A 20634-nucleotide genomic window follows, 5' to 3' on the forward strand; every position below is an offset into this window, starting at 1 on the left:
TGGCGGCACTGATGCACGCTCCCGCGGACAGCATGAAGGCCGCCTTCAGCAGGGCGACGTCCCAGTGCCGGGCCGGCACGAAGGCCTCCTCACGGTCAGGGTTGATCAGCGTCACCAGCAGGTCAGCCATGACATTGAACAGAGTGAGGAATCCTTGCGGGCAAGGAAGGCGCGAGCGTCCTGCACGACACTTGGTCACGGATCGGCACGGTGGCCGACATGCCACCGATGCGAGCACCGCCGGCAGCCCGACGGCCGGGTGCCCTAGCCTGCCTTGGGTGAACACCGAGCCCGAGGCCTGGGAGCGCGATCCCTACCGCACCATCGCGCGCATCCGCACCGACTTCCCGTCGAAGTTCGGGGTGCCACGCCAGTCGGGGATGGTGCCGCAACTGCTGGCCAGGGTGGTCTTCGAACCGGCCTTCCGCAGCCTCGACGCGGTGCGTGGCATCGAGGGCTTCAGCCACCTGTGGCTGGTGTGGGAGTTCGACAAGTCGGTCTCGGGACGGGCCTGGTCGCCCACGGTGCGCCCGCCCCGGCTGGGCGGCACCCAGCGACTGGGGGTCTTCGCGACGCGCTCACCCTTCCGCCCCAACCCGATCGGCCTGAGCTCGGTGAGCCTGGAGGCGGTGGAGCTGGATGGCCCCGAGGCCCCGGTGCTGGTGGTGGGCGGTGCGGACCTGGTGGACGGCACCCCGATCCTGGACGTGAAGCCCTACATCCCGCTGGACTCCCATCCGGGGGCGCGCGCGGGTTTCGTCGGGGCCCATCCCGAGGACGGCTACCGGGTGGAGGTCTGCGAGGAGCTGTTGGCGCGGGTGCCCGAAGGGCATCGTGAGGCGCTGCTCGGGGTGCTGACGCAGGACCCGCGCCCTCGTCACCTGCATGATCCCGAGCGGGTCTTCGGGCTCCCCTTCGCGGGGATGGACGTGCGCTTCACCATCGACGAGACGACGGTCCGGGTGGTCGACGTGCTGCCGCTGGTGACCGACCCCGACTCGCCCTGGCCCGGCTACCGCTGAGCCCGGGCCGGAGGGCGCCTCAGAATCCGGCGTAGCGGGCGATCTGGGCGGTCAGTTCCGGGTCGACCGACAGGGGACGGCCGTCGAGCTCGACGATCGGGGACGGGCCACGGCTGGAGCTGACCAGCCAGACCCCGTCGGCGGTGAACAGGTCCTCGACGGGCACCAGCTCGACGCGTGTGGGCATCTGGTCGCACTCGGCGGCGGCCATCACCTCGTCGACGGTCACGCTGGCGAGGATTCCGGTGTCACCGGCGGGGGCCGTGCGCAGCACGCCATTGGTCACCACCACCAGGCCCGAGGTGGGTCCGTCGAGGGCGTAGCCGTCGGTGGTGACGAAGACGGCGTCGTCGGCTCCGCGCTTCCTGGCCTCGCGGGCGGCGGCGACATTGATGACATAGCTGAGGGTCTTGACGCCGCCGAGCAGCCAGGGGGCGTCGCGGAAGGCGTCGGAGGGCCGCCCGGTGGACAGCGTGATGGCGTGCAGGCCCCGGGTGATCTGGCCGCCGGTGCTGCTGGTGCGCACGGTGGCGGCGGGCTTCTCGCTGATGGTGAGCAGGGCCAGCGGACCGGCCTCGCGGTCCCATTCGCGGCCGCGGGTGAGGACGAACTTGATGGTCGCCTCCCCGGGGGTGGTCCAGGCCGCCAGTGCCTGGTCGACGAGCTCCTGCCACTGCGAGCGGGCGGGGCCGTCGATGTCCAGCTGGCCGGCGGAGCGCTCCAGCCGGTCCAGGTGCTCGTCGAGGTTGACCACGCGGGCACCCGTGTCGTCACAGACCACGCGCGCCGAGTCGAAGCATCCGTCGCCCCGGGCGAAACCGAGGTCGTCGGGATGGATGACGGGCTGGTCCGGCCCGACGACGCCCTGCCCCATGACTGCCACCAGATGTGAACCCATGGCCCCCATTGCACCCTGCGCCCCCGGGGCCAGGCACCGCCCGGCGTCGATCATCAGCAGACCTTGCAGGCTGCGGCTGCCTGCAGGCGTGCACTTCGGCTGCGCGAAGTGGACCGGGTCCTTGACCGCGCCCCTGCTGAGTGAAAAGCTCCAGGAAACCGATCAATGGTGACGAGTTTCTGCCAGCCCCGATGTCGTCGCTGGCCCACCCCCCCGAGGAGACCGCACATGAGTGACCTGCCCCCCACCCTGTCCACCACCCGTCGCGGAGTCCTGGCCGGCCTGACCGGAGCCGCCGTCGTGGCCGGCTGCCCCTCGCCCGCCGCTGCTTCCCCCGGCAGCTCCTCGGGAGGACGCCCTTCCGGAGGCCCCGACCGAGTGGTGGTCCCCGGCACCACCCCGGCCCAGCGCGCCTGGGCCCACCGCAAGCTGCAGCAGATGAGCCTGGACCAGAAGGTCGGCCAGGTCTTCAACCAGTACCTCTATGGCTCCGACGCCCGCACCGTCAGCGAGGCCGATGCCGCCGAGAACATGAAGCTCTACGGGGTGCGCACCCCCGCCGAGGTGGTCGAGAAGTACCACCTCGGCGGCGCGATCTACTTCGCCTGGACCCACAGCGTGCAGGATCCCGAGCAGATCGCCACCCTGTCCAACGGGCTCCAGCGCGCCTCGCTGCACGCCAACGGGGTGCCCCTGACCATCAGCATCGACCAGGAGAACGGCGTGGTGACCCGGATGGGCCCGCCAGCCACCACCCTGCCCGGCGCAATGGCCCTGGGCGCCTCCCGCGACCCGGGCCTGGCCCGCACGGTCTCGCGGGTCAGCGGCCAGGAGCTGGCGGCCGTCGGCGTCACCATGAACCATGCCCCCGATGCGGACGTGAACGTCAACCCCGCCAATCCCGTGATCGGGGTGCGCTCGGTCAGCTCCGACCCGCAGCTGGTGGCCCGCACCGTCGCCGCACAGGTGCGAGGACTCCAGTCACACGGCGGCGTCAGCGCCACCGTCAAGCACTTCCCCGGCCACGGCGACACCGCCACCGACAGCCACCTCGGCCTGCCCGAGATCACCCACAGCCGCGAGGAGTGGGAGCGCACCGACCTGCCGCCCTTCAGGGCCGCCATCGCTGCAGGGGTCGACTCGATCATGTCGGGACACCTGATGGTGCCGGCCCTCGACCCGTCGGGCGACCCCGCCACCCTGAGCCGCCCCATCATCACCGGCATCCTGCGCGAGGAACTCGGCTTCCAGGGGCTGGCCATCACCGACGGACTGATGATGGAGGGCGTGCGCCAGAAGTACGGCGACGGCGAAGTGGCCGTGCGGGCGCTGCTCGCCGGCATCGACATGCTGCTGATGACCCCCGACATGCCCGCGGCCTGGGCCGCGGTGCACGAGGCCGTCGCATCCGGACGGCTTCCCATGGAACGCCTCGACGAGGCCGTGCTGCGCAACCTGCAGACCAAGGCCAAGCGCGGCCTGCCCAAGGAGCCGTGGGTCGACCTCGACCGGATCGATCGCGTCGTCGGCACCCGCCAGCACCAGCGCGTCGCCACGGCAGCCTTCGCGGCCACGATCACCCTGCTGCGCAACCAGCAGGTGCTGCCACTGGCGAAGGACTCGCGAGTGGCCGTCGTGGGCTGGAGCAGCGCCGACACCCACACCGCCCTTGCCGATGCCCTGCGCGCCCACGGGTCGACGGTGACCACCCTGCAGACTGGGGCGAGCCCGGACCAGGCGACCATCGCCGAGGCCGTGGCGGCGGCACGCGAAGCCCAGGTCACCGTCGTGACCACCTACAACGTCACTGCGGGCTCGGCACAGGCGGCGCTGGTCGCAGCCCTGCGTGGTGCCGGGGTGAAGGTCGTCGTCGTGGCCCTGCGCAATCCCTACGACATCGCCCACTTCCCCGAGGTGGAGGCCTACCTGGCCAGCTTCGCCTGGAGCCGCGAGGCGATGCGTGCCGTGGCAGACGTCCTGGTGGGCAGGACCCCACCCGCCGGAAAGCTGCCCGTCGCGGTCCCCACCGCCGACGGGACCGCCACCCTGTACCCCTACGGCGCCGGCATCGGCCTGTGACGCGCGACCAGTGAAAGGCAATTCGATGGACATCTCACGCAGGAAGCTCGTCGCCGCTGCCGGACTGGGAGCACTCGCCGCACCACTCGCACCGCTGGAGGCGCAGGCAGGCCCCGGGCACGGCCGGGGACGAGGGCGTCGCGGGGTCGTCACCGGCGCCCAGGCCCTGGCCGATGCCGGCTGGCGGACCCTCAAGGGGCACCGGGTGGGGGTCATCTCCAATCCCACCGGCCTGCTCGACGACATGACCCACATCGTCGACCGGATGCATGCCGACGGTGTTGACGTGGTGGCGGTCTTCGGCCCCGAGCACGGCTTCCGTGGCACAGCCCAGGCCGGGGCGAGCGAGGGCACCGTCGCCGACCCCCGCACCGGGATCCCGGTGCACGACGCCTACGGCGCCAATGACAAGAAGTTCGCCGAGCTCTTCCGGGCCTCCGGCGTGGACACGGTCGTCTTCGACATCCAGGACGTCGGCGCCCGCTTCTACACCTACGTCTGGACGATGTACCAGGCCATGCGCGGTGCAGCGCAGGTGGGCGGCATCCGCTTCGTCGTGCTCGACCGGCCCAACCCGGTCGGGCGTGCCGCACGGGGCCCGCTGCTCGACATGGCGCAGTCCTCGGGGGTGGGCCTGCGCTCGATCCTGATGCAGCACGGCATGACGGTGGGTGAGCTGGCCGACCTGTTCGACACCGAGTACCTGCCCGCCGAGGCCGAAGGGGTGCGGCTGGCCGAGCTCGAGGTGGTGCCGGTGCAGGGATGGAAGGGTGAGCTCTTCGCCCAGAGCGGCCTGCAGTGGGTGATGCCCTCCCCCAACATGCCCACCGACCTGACCGCACTGCTCTACCCCGGCACCGGCCTGTTCGAGGCGACGAACATGAGCGAGGGGCGCGGCACCACCCGCCCCTTCGAACTCATCGGCGCCCCCTATGCCGACCACCGCTGGGCCGAACGGCTCAACCAGCTGCAGCTGCCGGGCGTCAGCTTCCGTGAGGCCCACTTCACCCCGACCATCAGCAAGAACGCCGACGTGGTCAACAACGGCGTCCAGGTGCACGTCACCGACCCGCAGCGGGTCAATGCGCCCGCCACGGCAGTGCACATGTTCTGCGCCGCGCGGGACCTCTACCCGCAGTTCGGTACCCGCGAGCTGGCCAGCGACCCCTACCCCTGGGTCTGGCTCGACCGGTTGACCGGCACCACCGCGATGCGCACCCAGCTCGTCGCCGGGGCCCCGGCCCGGCAGGTCGTCGACGGCTGGCGGCGCGACGAGCAGGCCTGGACCAGCCGTCGCCGCCCCTATCTGCGCTACGGCGCCCGCAGCTGAGCGATGAACGAGCACGTGAGGAATCCAGCCCCGCTGCTGTCGGTGTTGCGGGGCCTGCTGCCGACGCTGCCCACCGGCCCGGCGACGGTGGCCCGCCACATCGTCGACCATCCCGCCGAGGTGGCGGGCATGAGCCTGGGCCAGCTGGCCCGAGCCACCGCAACCAGTGAGTCGACCGTGACCCGGCTGGCCACCGCGGCGGGCTTCCGCGGCTACCGCGACCTGCGCATCCAGGTCGCGGTGGCGGCCGGGGCGATCACCCGCGAGGATCCTGACGACGGACAGCTGACCAGTGACATCTCCCAGGACGACCCGGCCGACCAGACCGTGGCCAAGCTGGCCGCCGAGGAGTGCAGCGCCATCACCGACACCGCCGCCACCCTGGACCCGCAGGCGGTGCGCCAGGCCGCCACTGCCCTGGCCGGGGCCCGGCGCATCGTCGTGATCGGCATCGCCGCCTCCGGCCTGGTGGCGCTCGACCTGGCCGGCAAGCTGTCACGCATCGGGCTGGTGGCCCAGGCCGTCACCGAGGGACACGAGGCACTGACGACCGCACTGGTGCTGCAGCCCGGCGATGCGCTGGTGGTGGTCTCCAGCTCGGGCGGCACCACCGACGTTGTCGAACCCCTGGAGGTGGCACTGGCCCACCAGGTGACGACGGTCGCGCTGACTGCCCGGGCGGGCAGCGCCGTCACCCGCGCCGACCACGTGCTGCTCAGCGTCAGCAGCCGCGAGAGCGAGCTGCGCCCGGCGGCGATGGCCAGCCGCACCGGCCAGATGTTCCTGGGCGACGTGCTGTTCACGATGGTCGCCCAGCTCTGCTTCGAGCAGGCCCGCAGCGCCGTGCGGGAGTCGTGGCTGGCGCTGCGACCCCGCCACGGCGCCGCCCGCCCCCACGCGGACGACGCCAGCCGACCCACAGGACAGGAGGACCGATGAACTGGCACGTGGCCGGTGAGCAGCTCGGCCAGCTCACCACCGAGACCGTCAGCGAGGACTTCTCGCAGATCGACCGCCTGCCCACCGACGAGCTGGTGGCCCTGGTCAATGCCCAGGACGCGACCGTCGCCGGCGCCGTCGCCACCCAGCTGGAACCGATCGCCCGCGCTGTCGACCTGGTGGTCGAGGCCCTGCGTGCCGGGGGCCGTCTGGTCTATGCCGGGGCCGGCACCGCGGGCCGGCTGGGGGTTCTGGATGCCTCCGAGTGCCCGCCCACCTTCAACACCGACCCGTCGCTGGTGATCGGCCTGATCGCCGGCGGGCCGGTGGCCCTCACCACGGCCGTCGAGGGCGCCGAGGATGATCCGGCCGGGTCCCATGCCCAGCTCGACGAGTTGGGCATCGGCGAACACGACGTGGTGGTCGGCATCTCCGCCTCGGGCCGCACCCCCTATGCGGTGGGCGCGGTCACCGAGGCGCGACGCAGGGGCGCGCGCACCGTCGGCCTGAGCTGCAATGCCGGATCGGCGCTGGGTGCCGCCGCCGATGTCGCCATCGAGGTGGTGGTGGGGCCCGAGGTGGTGGCCGGTTCCACCCGCCTCAAGTCCGGCACGGCCCAGAAGCTGGTCTGCAACATGATCACCACCTGTTCCATGGTCCGGCTGGGCAAGACCTACGCAAACCTGATGGTGGACGTGCGGGCGAGCAACGAGAAGCTGCGCGACCGGGCGCACCGGATCGTCACCGCAGCCACCGGCGCCGACGCCGACCAGGTCAGCCGGGCCCTCGAGACCCACGGCGGGCGCGCCAAGCCCGCCATCCTCGCCCTGCTGACCGGCTGGTCGCCACAGCAGGTCGACGAGGCCCTCGCCACCGCCGACGGGTCGCTGCGCGGGGCCCTCGACGAGCCGTCCGGCACCATCCCGCCACCCCATGACCAGGGCTCCGGTCCGAGGTCCTGACCCCTTCCCCCACACGGCATCCAAGGAGAAGCCATGAGCGACGTGACACGCATCGCAGAACAGGTGACCGAAGCCCTCGGCGGCGGCGCCAACATCCACGACATCGAGAACTGCATGACCCGGCTGCGGATCGGGGTCGGCGACGTCGCCGCCGTCGACACCGGTGCCCTGAAGCGGATCGACGGCGTGCTCGGCGTCGTCGAGGACCAGACCATGCAGGTGGTGCTCGGCCCGGGCCTGGTCGACGAGGTGGCCGACGAGATGGGCCGGATCAGCAGCACCTATGTGCGCATGGAGGGCGACGATGTCGCCACCGGCGCCGGCGCGGGCACGGGGGCGGCCATGCGGGCCGACCAACTCGCCGCCCGCGGCGGGCAGATCAAGGCGCGCCGATCTGCCGCCAACCAGACGCCGGTGCGGGCCTTCCTGCGCCGGGTCGCGAACATCTTCCTGCCACTGATCCCGGCCCTGATCGCCTGCGGCATCATCGCCGGCCTCAACGGCGTGCTGGTCAACCTCACCACCAACGGCACCACGCCCTGGGCGGCGGGGATCACGCCGGCGCTGGGCGCGATCGCCTCGGGCTTCATGAGCCTGATCGCGGTCTTCGTCGGCATGAATGCCGCCAAGGAGTTCGGCGGCACCGCCATCCTGGGCGGTGCGGTTGCCGCGATCATCCCCTTCGCCGGCGTCGCGAAGGTCACCGTGCTGGGCCAGGCGCTGGCTCCCGGCCAGGGCGGGGTGATCGGCGCCCTGCTGGCGGCGGTGCTGGCCGCCTTCATCGAGCGTTGGGTGCGGCGCTGGGCGCCACGCTCGCTGAGCATGCTGCTGGTGCCCACCATCACGGTGTTGCTGGCGGGCCTGGTGACCCTGTTCGTCTTCATGACCCTGGCCGGCTGGATCTCCACCGGCATCGGCAGCATGGCCAATGGTCTGCTGCAGTCGGGCGGCCCGCTGGCCGGTGCCGTGCTGGGCGGTCTCTTCCTGCCGCTGGTGATGTTCGGCCTGCACCAGGCGCTGATCCCGATCCATGCCACCCTGATCGAGCAGGCCGGCTGGACCATCCTGCTGCCCGTGCTGGCAATGGCTGGCGCCGGACAGGTGGGGGCGACGGTGGCTGTCTTCATGCGGGCCCGGCACAACCACTCGCTGCGCAACACCATCAAGTCGGCGCTTCCGGCGGGCCTGCTGGGTGTCGGCGAGCCGCTCATCTATGGCGTCACCCTGCCCTTGGGCCGCCCCTTCGTCACCGCCTGTGTCGGCGGGGCCTGTGGCGGGGCCTTCATCGCCACCTTCGACATGCTGGGCACCACGGTGGGCTCGACGGCCATCGGCCCGTCGGGCTGGGCGATGTTCCCGCTGGTCAACGGCGCCCACGGCATCGGCGCGGCTGCCCTGGTCTACGGCGGCGGCCTGCTGGTGGCCTACCTGACCGGCTGGCTGGCCACCTACTTCTTCGGCTTCACGAAGGAGTCTCTGGCCGCCCTGAATGCCCCCGAGGTGGACGAGCAGCGCGCCGGGCTGATCGGTGAGGAGCTGGATCCCCGCGGCTGATCCCCGAGTCCGCCGTGCAGCCCCTCTGGCGGCCCTCCACGGGGGCTGCACGGCGAGGTCTCGGCGCGGCGACGCTGGGCCCCGGCAGTGCCGGGCCGCCCTACCCTAGGCAGGTGGACCAAGGACGACTCCGAGTGCTCGTGGTGGACGACGACCCGACGGTGCGTCGCGCCTGTCGCGACTTCCTGGCCGAGCGCACCGATGTGGAGCTCGTCGCGGAAGTGGCCGACGGTGACCTCGCGGAAGAGGCCTACGAGCGCGCCAGGCCCGATGTCGTGCTGATGGACCTGCAGATGGTGCGCATGTCGGGCATCGAGGCCACCCGGGTGCTGTGCCGCCGGTGGCCCAGGGCGTGCGTGGTGGCGATGACCACCTTCGCCTCGCGTGACCACGTCGTCGCCGCACTGAGGGCGGGAGCCTCCGGCTACCTGGTCAAGGGCCTGTCCGGGCCCCAGCTGGTGGCAGCACTGCACCAGGCGGTTGCCGGCGACATGCCCCTGTCGTCGGTCGTACGACGCGAGCTGGTGAGCACCGTCGTCGCCGAGTCCACCCCCGCCCAGCCGGCCCGCTCCTCCACGAACAGGCAGCTCACCGATCGCGAGGTGGAGCTGGTCAACTGGATCGCCCACGGCCTCACGAACCGCCAGGTGGCGGCCCGGATGAACCTCTCGGAGGGTTCGGTGAAGCAGTACGTCGCGCGGGTGGCTGACAAGCTCGACGCCAGTTCCCGAACCCAGGTGCTCGTGCGCACCATCCAGCTGGGGCTGGTGGACGTCTCACAGCTCCCGGTGCCGGGCGACCACGACGCCTGATCCACCACTGCGGCCGCCGGGGATCAGGACAGCGCCCCGTCCCAGGGCGTGCGGGGCTCGGCCTGGTCGGCCCAGCGTGGCAGGCGGCAGACCACCCGCCACTGACGGAGCACCGGCCCGGCGCTGAACTGCCCACCGGTCAACTGGACGCGCTCGTCGAGGCCGTGCAGGCCAAGTCCGGTGGAATCCGGGTGCGGGGTCGGGTGGGCCGGCAGGTCATTGCCCACCCGAACCTCCAGGACGTGCTCGTCCACGTCCAGGTCGATGGTGACCACAGCCCCCGCGTCGGCATGCCGCAGGATGTTCGTGCTGGCCTCGCGAAGGACCCTCGCCGCCGTGTGTGCGGTGGTGGGGTCGCAGGAGTCCACCTCGCCCCGACAACTCAGCGTCACCTGGTGTCCCTGCCGCTCCAGGCTGTCGGCCACGGCCCGTGCCGTCCTGGCGGGTGAGCTCCACCGGGCAGTGGCCCGCCCGTCTGTGGAGGGGGTGTCCCTGTGCATCAGGTGGACCAGCGTCTCCAGGTCGTTCTGCGCACCCGACAGCAGGGCGTCCACCCGACAGGCCGCCTCCCGGAGGCGGACCCCGTCATTGGTGGCCGCGGTGGTCTGGATCTCCAGGTTCATGCTCGTCAACTGGTGGGCCACGATGTCGTGCAACTCGCCGGCCAGGGTGATGCGCTCGAGTTCCCGCACCCGGCGACGTTCCTGCTCCAGCCGATCGATCTCGTGTCGTTGCTCCTGCCGGGAGGTGAGGAAGTGATGGGCGGTCAGCCCGAGGGCGATGCCGGGCAGTGCAACCATGCTTTCGACGAGCGCCTCGCCCAGCCGTGCCGGGTCGTCGACGGGCCAGCCGTACCACCACATGAGATAACCCAGCCAGGCCAGCATCGACGCCACGACGCGATTCGGATGGCGTGCGACCACGAGGGTGACCAGCGCGATCACCTGGATGAAGTGGGGCTGGGAACCGACTTCCACGGGCGGCTGCAGGAAGCCCGAGGCCACCAGCAGGACCGCGAGTGCCAAGGCCCCCAGGCGCGGCGCAAAGGTGGCGACCAGGATCGTCGCCCAGGACAGTCCCCACAAGAGCGGAGGAAGTGAGATCCCGGACCCACCGCCCAGTGCCGGACGCAGGTAGACCGCGGCTCCGGCAAGACAGACCAGTCGCAGGGCCAGCAGCCAGGGATCGTCGTGCACGGTGAGGGTCCCGACGATGCGGCCGGGTCCCCGCCGGCGCTGGGCCCGGGGCCCAACAGCGGGGGAGGCTGCTTCCATCAGGACATCCTCGGCCACGGGCAGCCGGGCCGTCATCGTCCAGCCTTCCTCGTCCTGGTCCACCGACAGGGAGCCCCCATGGGCAGCCAGCTCGGTGGCCGCCCTGCGCAGGGCCGTGCTGGGGGAGGGGTCCGTCGACGTGCCCTCATGACTGACTTCGAGCGTCCACTCCTGCGAGCGCTCCAGGCCGATGCTGCAGCGAGCGCCGGGACTGGCCTCGTCGAGGACGTGCTGCACGCCGGCCTGCATGGTGCGGGAGAGGATGCCCGCCACCGCTCCGCCGGGCCTGTCAGCCAACTCGATCTCGGGCGTGAAGGCATGACTGACCAGTTCGTCCTCGGCCAGGTCGAGTGCCTCCTCGAAACCGGAGACCTCGGGCGAGGTGGCCACGTCCGCAGGCAGGCGCAGGGTGGCGACGAGCTGACGCAGGCGCGCCAGGGAGGTGCGCGAGGAGGTCCCCACCTCCAGCAGCGCTGCTCTCAGTGCGACGGGATCGCTTCCGGTCAGGGCAGCGGCAACCAGGGACCGGAGCTTGCCGAACTCGCTGCCCAGCAGGTGGGAGAGCTCCTCGGCGAGCGCACGCCGCTCGTCCAGGCGCAGCGCCTCGACCTGTTCGGCGAGGGTGGAGATCTGCACGGTCGCCTGGACCCGGCGGTTGAACAACAGGCGTAGTGCTGCACCGATTCCGATCGGCATCGCGAGCAGGAGGGCCGCCGCGACCGTGCCACTCCAGGTGTGGTCGAGTGCCAGGACGACCGTGGTGTAGGCCGCGAGGACGATGGCCGCACTGCGGGGACGCCAGGATGCGATCACGCCGATGGTCGACATCCACATCGGCAGGATCCAGGCGCCCCACTCGTCGATGAGGGGGACGGTCGCCATCAGTGCGAGGGTCAGCACGACGCTGCCGGGCAGCCAGAAAGCCGCCAGGATCGTCGCGAGGGACGAGGTGAGTCCCAGTGGCGTGGCCCACCACATCTGGCGCGGAAGGCCCGGCGAGAGGAAGTCCACGATCGCCATCAGGACCACCAGCAGGCGCAGCGTCGTCCTCAACTGGCGGTGCCGCCCTGGGCCCTGCAGTCCTGTGCCGGCGCTCACGCGGGCAGCATAGTGCTGGCGGCCACGGGCCGTGTGGGGTCTCGCCATCCGTTGTGCAGTTGACATCCTCAGTCCACGGGAAGGGTCGCCGAGACCACCCACTCATCCCGGACGGCACCGGCATGGAAACTTCCGCCGGTGAGCTTGATCCTCTCCTGGAGGGATCGCAGTCCCCAGCCGAGGGTTGCCGGTGTGCCGGTGGCAGTGACGGGGTTGCGCACCTGGACCGTCACCTCGTGGACGCTGGAGATGACCCTCACCGTGCAGCGGCAGTTGAGGGGGGCATGGCGCAGAACGTTGGAGACTGCTTCGGCGATGACCCGGGAGACCGTGTTCTGGACCGTCATGGGCAGGTGGTCTGCGGCGGCCGGGACGATCACATCGGGTTCGAATCCGGCCCTGACGAGTTCGAGTTCGGCGGAGGCTGCACGCAGGGTCGGGGGGACTCGTTGGGTCAGCTCTGCCAGTTCGACGCCCGGGGCTGCCTCAAGGGTCTCGTCACGCAGGACCGAGACCAGCAGGCGCACGTCGTTGAGCGCCTCCTGGTTGGCCCCCTCGATGGCCTCCAGGACGTCGTGCAGTTCCTCCACGTCCCCGGACTGACGCGCCGACAGCAGTTGCAGCGAGATGGTCGACAGGTTGTGGACGACGACGTCGTGCAGCTCCCTGGAGATGGCTGACCTCTCGTCAGCCCGCACCTTGGCGGCCTCGCGCTCCCGGGCGGCCTCGCTGCGGGCTGCCCGTGCCCTGCGCTCACGCAGGAGCAGGGCCGTCCAGCCGGCGGCCATGCCCACGGCCCAGGCGATCACCAGCGTGAGGAGCAGCCAGACGCGGCCCCCTCCGTGGAAGGTCAGGCTCCGCACGACGGGGAAGGCCAGGGCGGCGAGGGAGAGCACGATGGCCTGCTGGCGCGGGAGCTGGGCGCAGCCAAGGGCGATGACCAGTGCCAGCAGCAGCGCCTCCATGCTGGACGCAGGGAAGACCAGGCCGGTCACCAGGGGGATGGCAGCCAGGAGCAGTCCCAGCCGGGGCCTCCACAGCAGGACGACCAGCGCGACCAGCGACAGGCCATCCATCACCGAGCCCAGCGGATCGAGCACCGGGTGGGAGGACGTCAACCGGATGAAGTCCATGAAGAGGAAGACCAGTACGGCGGAGATGAGGATTCGGGCCTGTTCCGGTCCTGCCAGCACGCGGAGCTGCCTGATGGTGGCCAGCTCCTTCTCCTCTCTCGCCGTGAGCACCACACCGCTCACAACGCGTCCTCACAGATCTTGCGAATCGGTGCTGGAACCCGCCTGCAGATCCATCCGGTGGGGTTGGGTGGCTCAATCGTGGTGGTCTCCACGCGCACTTGCACGGCATGGACGGCGGGCGGGGGGGTCACGACACCAGGGGTCGCCACCAAGGACATCGTGAACAACGCTGCCACCATCAAACGAATCGAAGTCATCCGAGTCCTCCTCCAGGATCTTCGGGCACCGGCGGCCCGGGAACTGGTCCAACCATCGCCCCCCCGGTCGGGGGCTGCCCATGAACTATCGGCCAGGACTTCCGAGGTCCGTCGCCCAGGGGCCGGAGCCGGGCGCGCCAGTCACCGAGAGTTCATGTCCACCTGTCCGAAAGTCAACTGTCACAGGGAATCAACTACCGCTTGGATGGAGGGCATGGACACCACTCGACGTACTCGTGTGCTTGCTGTTGACGACGACGCACTCGTCAGGGACGCCTACCGGTCCTTCTTCCGTGCCCAGAGCGAGTTCGTGCTGGTGGGTGAGGGACGCAATGGCGCCGAAGCCATCGACTCCTACGCGACCCTCCTGCCCGATGTCGTCCTCATGGATCTGCAGATGCCCGGCGTCAGCGGCGTCGAGGCGACCGAACAGATCTGCAGACGATGGAGCGACGCCTGCATCGTCGTGCTCACCACATTCGGCACCAAGGAACACGTCGTGGCCGCCCTCCGGGCAGGTGCTGCAGGCTATCTCCTCAAGGACACCAAGGCGCAGAACCTGGTGGCCGGCATCCGGCAGGCCCAGTCGGGCGACATGCCGCTGTCGTCCTCGGTACGCCGCCAGCTGGTGAGCACCCTCACCTCGCCCGAACAGATCCAGCGCCAGCCGGTGGACCTGGGCCTCACCCCTCGCGAGATCGAACTGTTGGGTTGGCTCACCCAGGGCATGACCAACCACCAGATTGCCCGCCAGATGTATGTCTCCGAGGGGTCGGTCAAGCAGTACCTCACGCACATCGGGACCAAGATGGGCGTCAAGTCCCGCACCCAGATCCTGGTGAAGGCGATCCAGCACAACCTGGTCAACCCCTATGCGGTGCCGGTGGTGAACGAGGGCGCGCTGGTGCACTGACCTGGACCGAGCCCGGGCCCGGTGATCCTGACGGGATCGCCGGGCTCTTTGCCTGCCCGCCATCACCGAGCGGACCCTGCCCGGAAGTTAGCCCAGGCCCCCTAACCATGGGCCAGCCCTGCCGCGGATCCATTGTGGAGCAGGTCTTGCGACGCGTTGCATTGAACCATCACCCGGCCGCACAGCCGACGAGCACCCGATGCCGACGCCAGTGCCGCCGCCCGAACCTGGAGGTCGCAGATGGCCGTTCGTCCCGAATACATCCTGGCAGCCAATGGGGACTCCCCCTTCTACGGGACCCGCAAGAGCATGGCCCAGGTGCTCTCCCGCATGGGCGGGGAGTCCTTCCAGACCGAACCACTGCCGCCCGGCTGGCTGATGCGGCGGTGGGGAGGCTGGGAGGGGTGGACACCCCGGGACTGGAAGCCGCGCATCCAGGGCTGGAAGATCCACGTCTCCACCACCCCGGCCTGTGCCGTGGAGACCCTGGCGCGCGTCACCAGGATCTGCGTCGAGCGTGAGGTCTCCTTCAAGTTCCTGCCCGAGCCGGCCAACCTGCTCGACTCCAATGGCAAGCAACAGGACCGGGGCGCCTCCGGCAAGTTCATCACGATCTACCCGCGGGACGACGAGCAGTTCGCCGAGCTGCTCGTGCTGCTCGACGAGGCGCTCGCCGGGCAGCAGGGGCCGTACATCCTGAGCGACCTGCGCTATGGCGACGGCCCGATCTACGTCCGCTATGGCGGCATCATGTCGCTGAGCTTCCCCGACGGCCATGACCGCCCCCTGTCCGCCATCGCTGCCGGCCCAGAGATGTCGCTGGTCAAGGACCGCCGGGAACCCCGATTCGTGGTTCCCGAAGGCGTCGAGATGCCGGCCTGTCTCGTCGAGGCCCACCACCGGTACACCAGCTCGACCCCGTCCCGGCTGCGGGAGTTCAAGGCGGTCTCGCCCCTGCACTTCTCCAACTCTGGCGGCGTGTACAAGGCGACCCTGCCCGACGGCACCCGCCACGTGCTGCGAGAGGCACGCAGCAACACCGGGCTCGACGCCCGCGGCCGCGACAGCGTCACCCGCCAGCTTCAGGAGGAGGAGGTGCTCCGCGACCTCTCCGGGGTCCAGGGAACCCAACAGCTCCTGGGTTCCTTCTGGGCCTGGGAGCACCGCTACCTCGAGCTGGAGTACGCAGAGGGGCGCCCCCTGACCGCGTGGGTGGTGCAGAACACCCCCTTCGAGGGACGCCCCGAGGATCGCGCAGCCTACGCGGCCAGAGCCACGGCGGTGGGGCGCCAGGTGGTGGACATCGTCCAGCGCGTGCACGATGCCGGATGGTGCATCGGGGACCTGCACCCGGGAAACATCCTGGTCAGCGACGACGACCAGGTGACCATCCTCGACTTCGAGGACGCCACCAGGGCCGATGCTCCGCGTGAGATCGGATTCCGCGTCTTCGAGTTCTGCGCACCCGACTCGCTGGACGCGACCCAGGCGGACTGGTACGCCGTCTCCCGCAGCTTGATGCTGATGTTCGTGCCCGACTGGGAGGTCGAGGTCATTGCCCCGTCCTTCTGGAAGGAGGCCCTGCGCCGGGTGGAGGAGCAGTTCGGCACCCAGGCCCTGGAGCTCGTGCGTGAGGTGGAGGCACGCTTTGACCCGGTCGACAAGCACATGCTGGCACCGGACCTCACCGTGGACACCTGGCCGGAGCCACCGGCCCTGGACGTGGTGGTGGACGCGCTGGACGCCGGGCTCGGGTGGTCCAGGCAGTTCTCCGCCACGGGCTCCTATCCGGGAGACTCCGCGCAGGCGGGGGACGTGTCCGAGAGCCTGGCCTTCGGGCGGGCAGGCGTGGTGCTGGCGCGCCTGCGGACGGGGCGCGAGGTGCCCGTGACGGACCTGGACGCACTCGCCGCTGCGGTCAACAGCTCGCCGGCTGAACCAGGTCTGATGGCCGGTCAGGCGGGGATGGCGCTGGTCCTGGCCGAGGCCGGGCGTCTCGACGCGGCCCGGCAGGCCGCGCGCGCCAGCCTCGTCGAATCGGCGGCCCGCCTGCGCCTCGACCTGTTCGGTGGCCGTGCGGGCGTCGTCCTGGCCTCCCTCGAGGTGGCCAGGGCATGTGATGACGACGACCTCCTCGCCGAGGCGATGGCGGCCAACGAGCACCTGCAGCGCACCGTCGTGCCCGGAACCTCGGCCTGGGAGGGCCTCACGCATCGTCGAGGCTTCCACTTCGGCCTCACCGGTCTCGCGCTGGTCGACCTGGTGGCGCACCTGGCCTCGGGTCGCAGGGACGTCCTGGACCGGGCCGTGGAGCGCCTGCGGGCCGATGTCGATGCCTGCATCACCACGGCAGCCGGTGACCTGATGGTGCGAGACGTCGACAACAACCGGGCCCTGCCCTATGTCGAGTGGGGCTCGGCAGGAGTGTGGGCCGTCGTCCAGGCTGCGGAACGGCTCGTGGGGCGAAGCCTGCTCAGCGACGCCGAGTACGCCGGCATGGTCCATGCCTGCTCCTCGGATGTCTACGTGTACAGCAGTCTGGACCACGGCCGGGCCGGCATCATGGCCCTGCTGGCCTGTGCGGGCCTCGATGAGGAGATGGCCAGGCAGCGAGACTTCGTTCTGGCGAACCTGCTGCGCCACGAGACGATGGCCGTCCACGTCGGCGACGGCCTGGTGCGGTTGAGTGCCGACCTGTCCACCGGCGCCGCCGGCACGCTGCTGGCCCTGCACAGCGCGGGCAGCGGGGAGTGCTTCGACTGGATGCCGGTGGGCCGGTCCACGGCCCGCTTCCTGTCGCGGCTGCACAGGCCCTCCCATGACGGTCAGGCCACTGCCATCGCCGAACCAGTGGCAGAACTCGAGGGGACTGCTGCGTCGAATGTCATTTCCTTGAATGAGGATCGGGAAAGAATTGTCGCCGATCTGGTCGGATAACGAATGGCCAACAGTGCCACCAATTCCTTGCACTGACTCCACGGAATTGATTGACTAATACCAAGGACGAAGCAAGGAACCACAGCCGGAAGAAAATTCCGAAAAGGCTTGACCTGGTCCCATAAACGTACGGAAGGAGGCGAGCGATGACCCAGCAGATCACCCTCGAGGAAATCCCGGAGATCCCGCTCGAAGACACCTCGGAATCCGTTTGCGACCCCCTGTCCATGCAGTGGGTTGATCTCGAGATCGACACACCGTCCGATCTCTATGGTTCAGGCAACAGCATGTACCGCTGCGTTGCCACGAGCAATTTCAGCATCGCTTGTTGAAGTTGTTCGCAATTCTCGACACCGACGAGGAGGTGAATCAAATGTCCGACACCCTTGGACTGCAGACCGACCTGCCCGAGGTCCCCGAGGAGGAGAAGGCGTCGTCGATCAGCGTGATCGGCTGCACCGGAAGCAACCACAGCGTCTTCCTCTGCTACCAGAAGTGAGTCTGGCCCACAGCTCCACCGACACGACCAATGAAGGAGGTGAATGAAATGGCTGATGTGCTCAACATGCAGGACGACCAGCCGCAGGACACCCCCGGCGCCGAGAAGGCCTCGAACGTGAGCCTGCTGCGTTGGTGCAACAACTCCTACATCTCGGTCTCCGTGTGCATGGTGAAGTGACGCCTGCACCACGATGACCGCCCCACACATGACGAAGGAGGTGAACACCATGACCGATGCCATCAAGCTCCAGGCCACCGAGACCCCCGAGGTTCCCGGCGAGGAGAAGGGCTCCAACAACAGCTACTTCATCTGCCACAACTCCGGCACCAGCAACTTCGTGTGCTGGCGTCCCTGACCCTTCGGGTCAACGGTGACCCCGCACTGGCCGACGCCTATACGGCCAGCAAGGCGGACAGACACCCAGACAGGGCCGCCGTCGCTCCACCTGGAGCGGCGGCGGCTCCTTGCATTTCCCCTCCCTCCTTGCCTCCCACGCATCCAGGGCCCACGCCCGCCCCACGGCAGACCGGGAGGGATTCATGTTCACCTTTGGTCAGCATGGGCCGGCTCCTCTGTCACCACGTCGCCCGCAGTGGTGGACTCGACACAGGTCCCATCCCGCGGCAGCCGCCCGGCCCGCACACCCGAAAGGAAGACACCATGTCCAGCGTGGTTTCCCCCAGCTTGTCGGCGTCCCCGCAGCGAGTCGCCGCCCGTTCCGCCATCTCCGCGCACGACGTGCGCAAGTCCTACCGCGTCGGCAACGAGGACGTGGAGATCCTGCACGGGGTCAGCCTCGACATCGGCTACGGCGAGATGGTCGCCGTGATGGGTCCCTCAGGCTCCGGCAAGTCCACCCTGCTCTACTGCCTGGCCGGGCTCGAACAGCCCAGCCAGGGCGGCGTCGAGGTCGCCGGCCAGCACCTCCACCAGCTCAACCGCACCCAGCTGGCCGTGATGCGGCGCTCCCAGGTGGGCTTCGTCTTCCAGTCCTACAACCTCATCCCGACGCTGACCGCGGCGGAGAACGTCGCCCTGCCCTACACGCTGGGCCACCGCAAGCCTGAGGCCGGGCTCGTGGAGCGCACCCTGGCCGCCGTCGGTCTCTCAGAGCGCGCCGGTGCCCGCCCGCCGTCGATGTCGGGTGGCGAGCAGCAGCGCGTCGCCCTGGCCCGCGTGCTCGCCCAGCAGCCCGAGGTGATCTTCGCCGACGAACCCACCGGCGCCCTGGACACCCGCACCGGCCAGATGGTGCTCGGGGAGCTGCGCCGGATCGCCCACGACCCCTCGCGGTGCGTGCTCGTCGTCACCCATGACCCGGCCGTCGCCGCTGCCTGCGACCGCGTGCTGTTCATGCGCGACGGCCTGCTGGTGCAGGAGCTGCGCGGGGCCGACGCCGACAGCGTCGCCGCCACCCTCGCGGCACTGGGCCGTCAGGACGCCTGACATGCTGCGCGTCCACCTCGCTGAACTGCGCGACTCCTGGAGCGTGTGGCTCGGGGTCGCGATTCCCTTCATCGTCGCCAATGCCGCCTTCGTGGTCCCCGGACTGATCCTGTGGTCGGGCATCCAGGCCACCCAGCGCGGCGACCTCGACTTCATGGCCTCGGCCGCCTACACCGCGATGCCCGTGCTGTACGCGGTGATGATCGCCTTCGTCGCCATCCCCGTGCTGGGCGCCGCCGTCGGACTGGTCGTCGACTCGCGCCGCGGCTCGCTGGCCCGGCTTGCCCTGGCCGGCGCCACCCCGCGCCAGGTGCGCTCCACCACGACCCTGCAGCTGGTCGCCGCCTCGGTCGCCTGCGCCGTGATCGGCGACGTCCTCGGGATCCTGGCCCTGGACCCCTTCATGGACCTGATGGACTTCAACCAGCGCAGCGACGAGGTCTACGTCCCGGTCACCCGGGAGTACTCGATCCTGCCGGTGCTCGCCGCCAACCTGCTGTGCATCGGCGTCGCCCTGCTGGGCGGTCGGCGCCAGGCCCGTCGCGCCAGCGAGGTCCCGCCGGTCGAGGCCCTGCGCCAGGCCAGTGCACCCCTGCCGACCACACGAATGGGCACGGCCGACCGGGCCAAGGTGGTGCTGCTCGGGCTGCTGATGGTGGCAATGTTCGCCGCCGTCCCCGTCATGCTCGAGCACCGCAACAAGGAGACGATCAGCAACCTGCTGGTGATGGGCATCCTGCAGCTCTACGTCTGCGGGGCACTGATCACCGTCGTGGGCCGCACGCTCGTCGCACCGCTCACCCGGGCGTGGACGGGGATGCTGCCCACCAGCTCGTCGGCCTGGCAACTGGCCCGCTCCACGATCTCCGGCCGCCCGGACCGCATCCAGCGATCCCTCACCCCGGTGATGTTCAGCATCGGCATCGGTTTCGGCTCGGCGGGAATCGGCCAGTCGATGATCCGTACGCTCCAGAACTCCGGCCTGGGCATCGACCAGTCAGGCTCGGAACTGGCCAGCTTCGCCATGATCTTCGGCCTGCCCCTGGCCGTGGCCTTCGCCGGCGGCATCGGGGCCCTGGTGATGATGTCGCGCCAGCGCGACGCCGAGCTAGCCCTGGTGGGAGTCGTCGGCGCAACCCCTGCCCAGCGCATCTGGGTTCCCCTGCTGGAGGCCGTGATGATCGTCGGCAGTGCCACCGTCCTGGGCCTGCTGATGACGGTACCCGCCTACGTCTTCCAGGGATGGTCGCTGACCGCAGCGGGCCTGCACTGGGTGATGGTGGTCCCCTGGGGCTTCCTGGCCTCATTGCTGGCCATCTGTGCCCTCGTGACGGGAGCGGCCACGGTCCTGCCCACCCTGCGGGCCCGGTTGTTGCCCGAGAACCGCGTCATCGCCCGACTGGTGGCCGAGTAGC

The 20634-nt window shown here is 70.0% G+C and carries 18 protein-coding genes; 15 read left to right on the top strand and 3 right to left on the bottom strand.

What is annotated here, in order from left to right:
• Positions 1 to 278 precede the first annotated feature (278 nt).
• Entirely contained in the window at positions 279 to 1022 is a 744-nt protein-coding gene (gene tsaA / locus ACHFFZ_RS08820) for a tRNA (N6-threonylcarbamoyladenosine(37)-N6)-methyltransferase TrmO (RefSeq protein WP_394276272.1), read from the top strand.
• Positions 1023 to 1041: 19 nt separating this feature from the next.
• Here the strand turns inward: tsaA and ACHFFZ_RS08825 are convergent, their stop codons facing one another.
• Positions 1042 to 1920: an aminodeoxychorismate lyase gene (locus ACHFFZ_RS08825; protein WP_394276273.1), complete on the bottom strand. Its 879-nt coding sequence runs from the start codon at positions 1918 to 1920 to the stop codon at positions 1042 to 1044.
• A gap of 228 nt (positions 1921 to 2148) precedes the next feature.
• On the opposite strand from ACHFFZ_RS08825, the gene ACHFFZ_RS08830 reads away from it, so the two are divergent.
• The 6 genes from ACHFFZ_RS08830 to ACHFFZ_RS08855 all read left to right on the top strand — a co-directional run bounded on the left by ACHFFZ_RS08830 (position 2149) and on the right by ACHFFZ_RS08855 (position 9596).
• Positions 2149 to 3999, top strand: coding sequence for a glycoside hydrolase family 3 protein (locus tag ACHFFZ_RS08830; RefSeq protein ID WP_394276274.1), 1851 nt, complete (start codon positions 2149 to 2151; stop codon positions 3997 to 3999).
• A gap of 25 nt (positions 4000 to 4024) precedes the next feature.
• The gene (locus tag ACHFFZ_RS08835; protein ID WP_394276275.1) at positions 4025 to 5329 is read left to right on the top strand and encodes an exo-beta-N-acetylmuramidase NamZ domain-containing protein; all 1305 of its coding nucleotides are present in this window, start codon (positions 4025 to 4027) and stop codon (positions 5327 to 5329) included.
• A 15-nt stretch (positions 5330 to 5344) separates the two neighbouring features.
• Complete coding sequence (locus ACHFFZ_RS08840; protein ID WP_394276276.1) at positions 5345 to 6268, top strand: MurR/RpiR family transcriptional regulator; 924 nt, start codon at positions 5345 to 5347, stop codon at positions 6266 to 6268.
• Entirely contained in the window at positions 6265 to 7230 is a 966-nt protein-coding gene (gene murQ / locus ACHFFZ_RS08845) for an N-acetylmuramic acid 6-phosphate etherase (protein ID WP_394276277.1), read from the top strand. The genes ACHFFZ_RS08840 and murQ overlap by 4 nt, the downstream gene beginning before the upstream one ends.
• A gap of 33 nt (positions 7231 to 7263) precedes the next feature.
• Positions 7264 to 8784 carry a PTS transporter subunit EIIC gene (locus ACHFFZ_RS08850; RefSeq protein ID WP_394276278.1) on the top strand — a complete coding sequence of 507 codons (1521 nt, stop codon included), beginning with the start codon at positions 7264 to 7266 and terminating at the stop codon, positions 8782 to 8784.
• 113 nt (positions 8785 to 8897) lie between these two features.
• Positions 8898 to 9596 carry a response regulator gene (locus ACHFFZ_RS08855; RefSeq protein WP_394276279.1) on the top strand — a complete coding sequence of 233 codons (699 nt, stop codon included), beginning with the start codon at positions 8898 to 8900 and terminating at the stop codon, positions 9594 to 9596.
• A 23-nt stretch (positions 9597 to 9619) separates the two neighbouring features.
• Here ACHFFZ_RS08855 and ACHFFZ_RS08860 read toward each other — a convergent pair whose 3' ends face one another.
• Both ACHFFZ_RS08860 and ACHFFZ_RS08865 read right to left on the bottom strand, forming a co-directional pair.
• Positions 9620 to 11968, bottom strand: a complete 2349-nt coding sequence (locus ACHFFZ_RS08860) for a histidine kinase (RefSeq protein ID WP_394276280.1) — start codon at positions 11966 to 11968, stop codon at positions 9620 to 9622.
• Between the two features lie 68 nt (positions 11969 to 12036).
• Positions 12037 to 13224, bottom strand: coding sequence for a sensor histidine kinase (locus ACHFFZ_RS08865; RefSeq protein ID WP_394276281.1), 1188 nt, complete (start codon positions 13222 to 13224; stop codon positions 12037 to 12039).
• Positions 13225 to 13635: 411 nt separating this feature from the next.
• Between ACHFFZ_RS08865 and ACHFFZ_RS08870 the strand changes: the two genes are divergently transcribed.
• The 8 genes from ACHFFZ_RS08870 to ACHFFZ_RS08905 all read left to right on the top strand — a co-directional run bounded on the left by ACHFFZ_RS08870 (position 13636) and on the right by ACHFFZ_RS08905 (position 20633).
• Entirely contained in the window at positions 13636 to 14334 is a 699-nt protein-coding gene (locus ACHFFZ_RS08870; protein WP_394276282.1) for a response regulator, read from the top strand.
• Positions 14335 to 14574: 240 nt separating this feature from the next.
• The gene (gene lanKC, locus ACHFFZ_RS08875) at positions 14575 to 17271 is read left to right on the top strand and encodes a class III lanthionine synthetase LanKC (RefSeq protein ID WP_394276283.1); all 2697 of its coding nucleotides are present in this window, start codon (positions 14575 to 14577) and stop codon (positions 17269 to 17271) included.
• 146 nt (positions 17272 to 17417) lie between these two features.
• On the top strand, positions 17418 to 17603 hold the full coding sequence (locus ACHFFZ_RS08880) for a hypothetical protein (protein ID WP_394276284.1): 186 nt from the start codon (positions 17418 to 17420) through the stop codon (positions 17601 to 17603).
• Between the two features lie 41 nt (positions 17604 to 17644).
• Positions 17645 to 17770 (top strand): SapB/AmfS family lanthipeptide, encoded by a 126-nt coding sequence (locus tag ACHFFZ_RS08885; protein ID WP_394276285.1) that lies wholly within the window; start codon positions 17645 to 17647, stop codon positions 17768 to 17770.
• Between the two features lie 48 nt (positions 17771 to 17818).
• The gene (locus tag ACHFFZ_RS08890; RefSeq protein ID WP_394276286.1) at positions 17819 to 17950 is read left to right on the top strand and encodes a hypothetical protein; all 132 of its coding nucleotides are present in this window, start codon (positions 17819 to 17821) and stop codon (positions 17948 to 17950) included.
• A 49-nt stretch (positions 17951 to 17999) separates the two neighbouring features.
• The gene (locus tag ACHFFZ_RS08895) at positions 18000 to 18128 is read left to right on the top strand and encodes a hypothetical protein (protein ID WP_394276287.1); all 129 of its coding nucleotides are present in this window, start codon (positions 18000 to 18002) and stop codon (positions 18126 to 18128) included.
• A gap of 305 nt (positions 18129 to 18433) precedes the next feature.
• Entirely contained in the window at positions 18434 to 19219 is a 786-nt protein-coding gene (locus tag ACHFFZ_RS08900) for an ABC transporter ATP-binding protein (RefSeq protein WP_394276288.1), read from the top strand.
• A gap of 1 nt (position 19220) precedes the next feature.
• The gene (locus ACHFFZ_RS08905) at positions 19221 to 20633 is read left to right on the top strand and encodes an FtsX-like permease family protein (protein ID WP_394276289.1); all 1413 of its coding nucleotides are present in this window, start codon (positions 19221 to 19223) and stop codon (positions 20631 to 20633) included.
• Position 20634: the final 1 nt, after the last annotated feature.

This window comes from Luteococcus sp. (assembly GCF_043424415.1).
GTDB lineage: Bacteria > Actinomycetota > Actinomycetes > Propionibacteriales > Propionibacteriaceae > Luteococcus.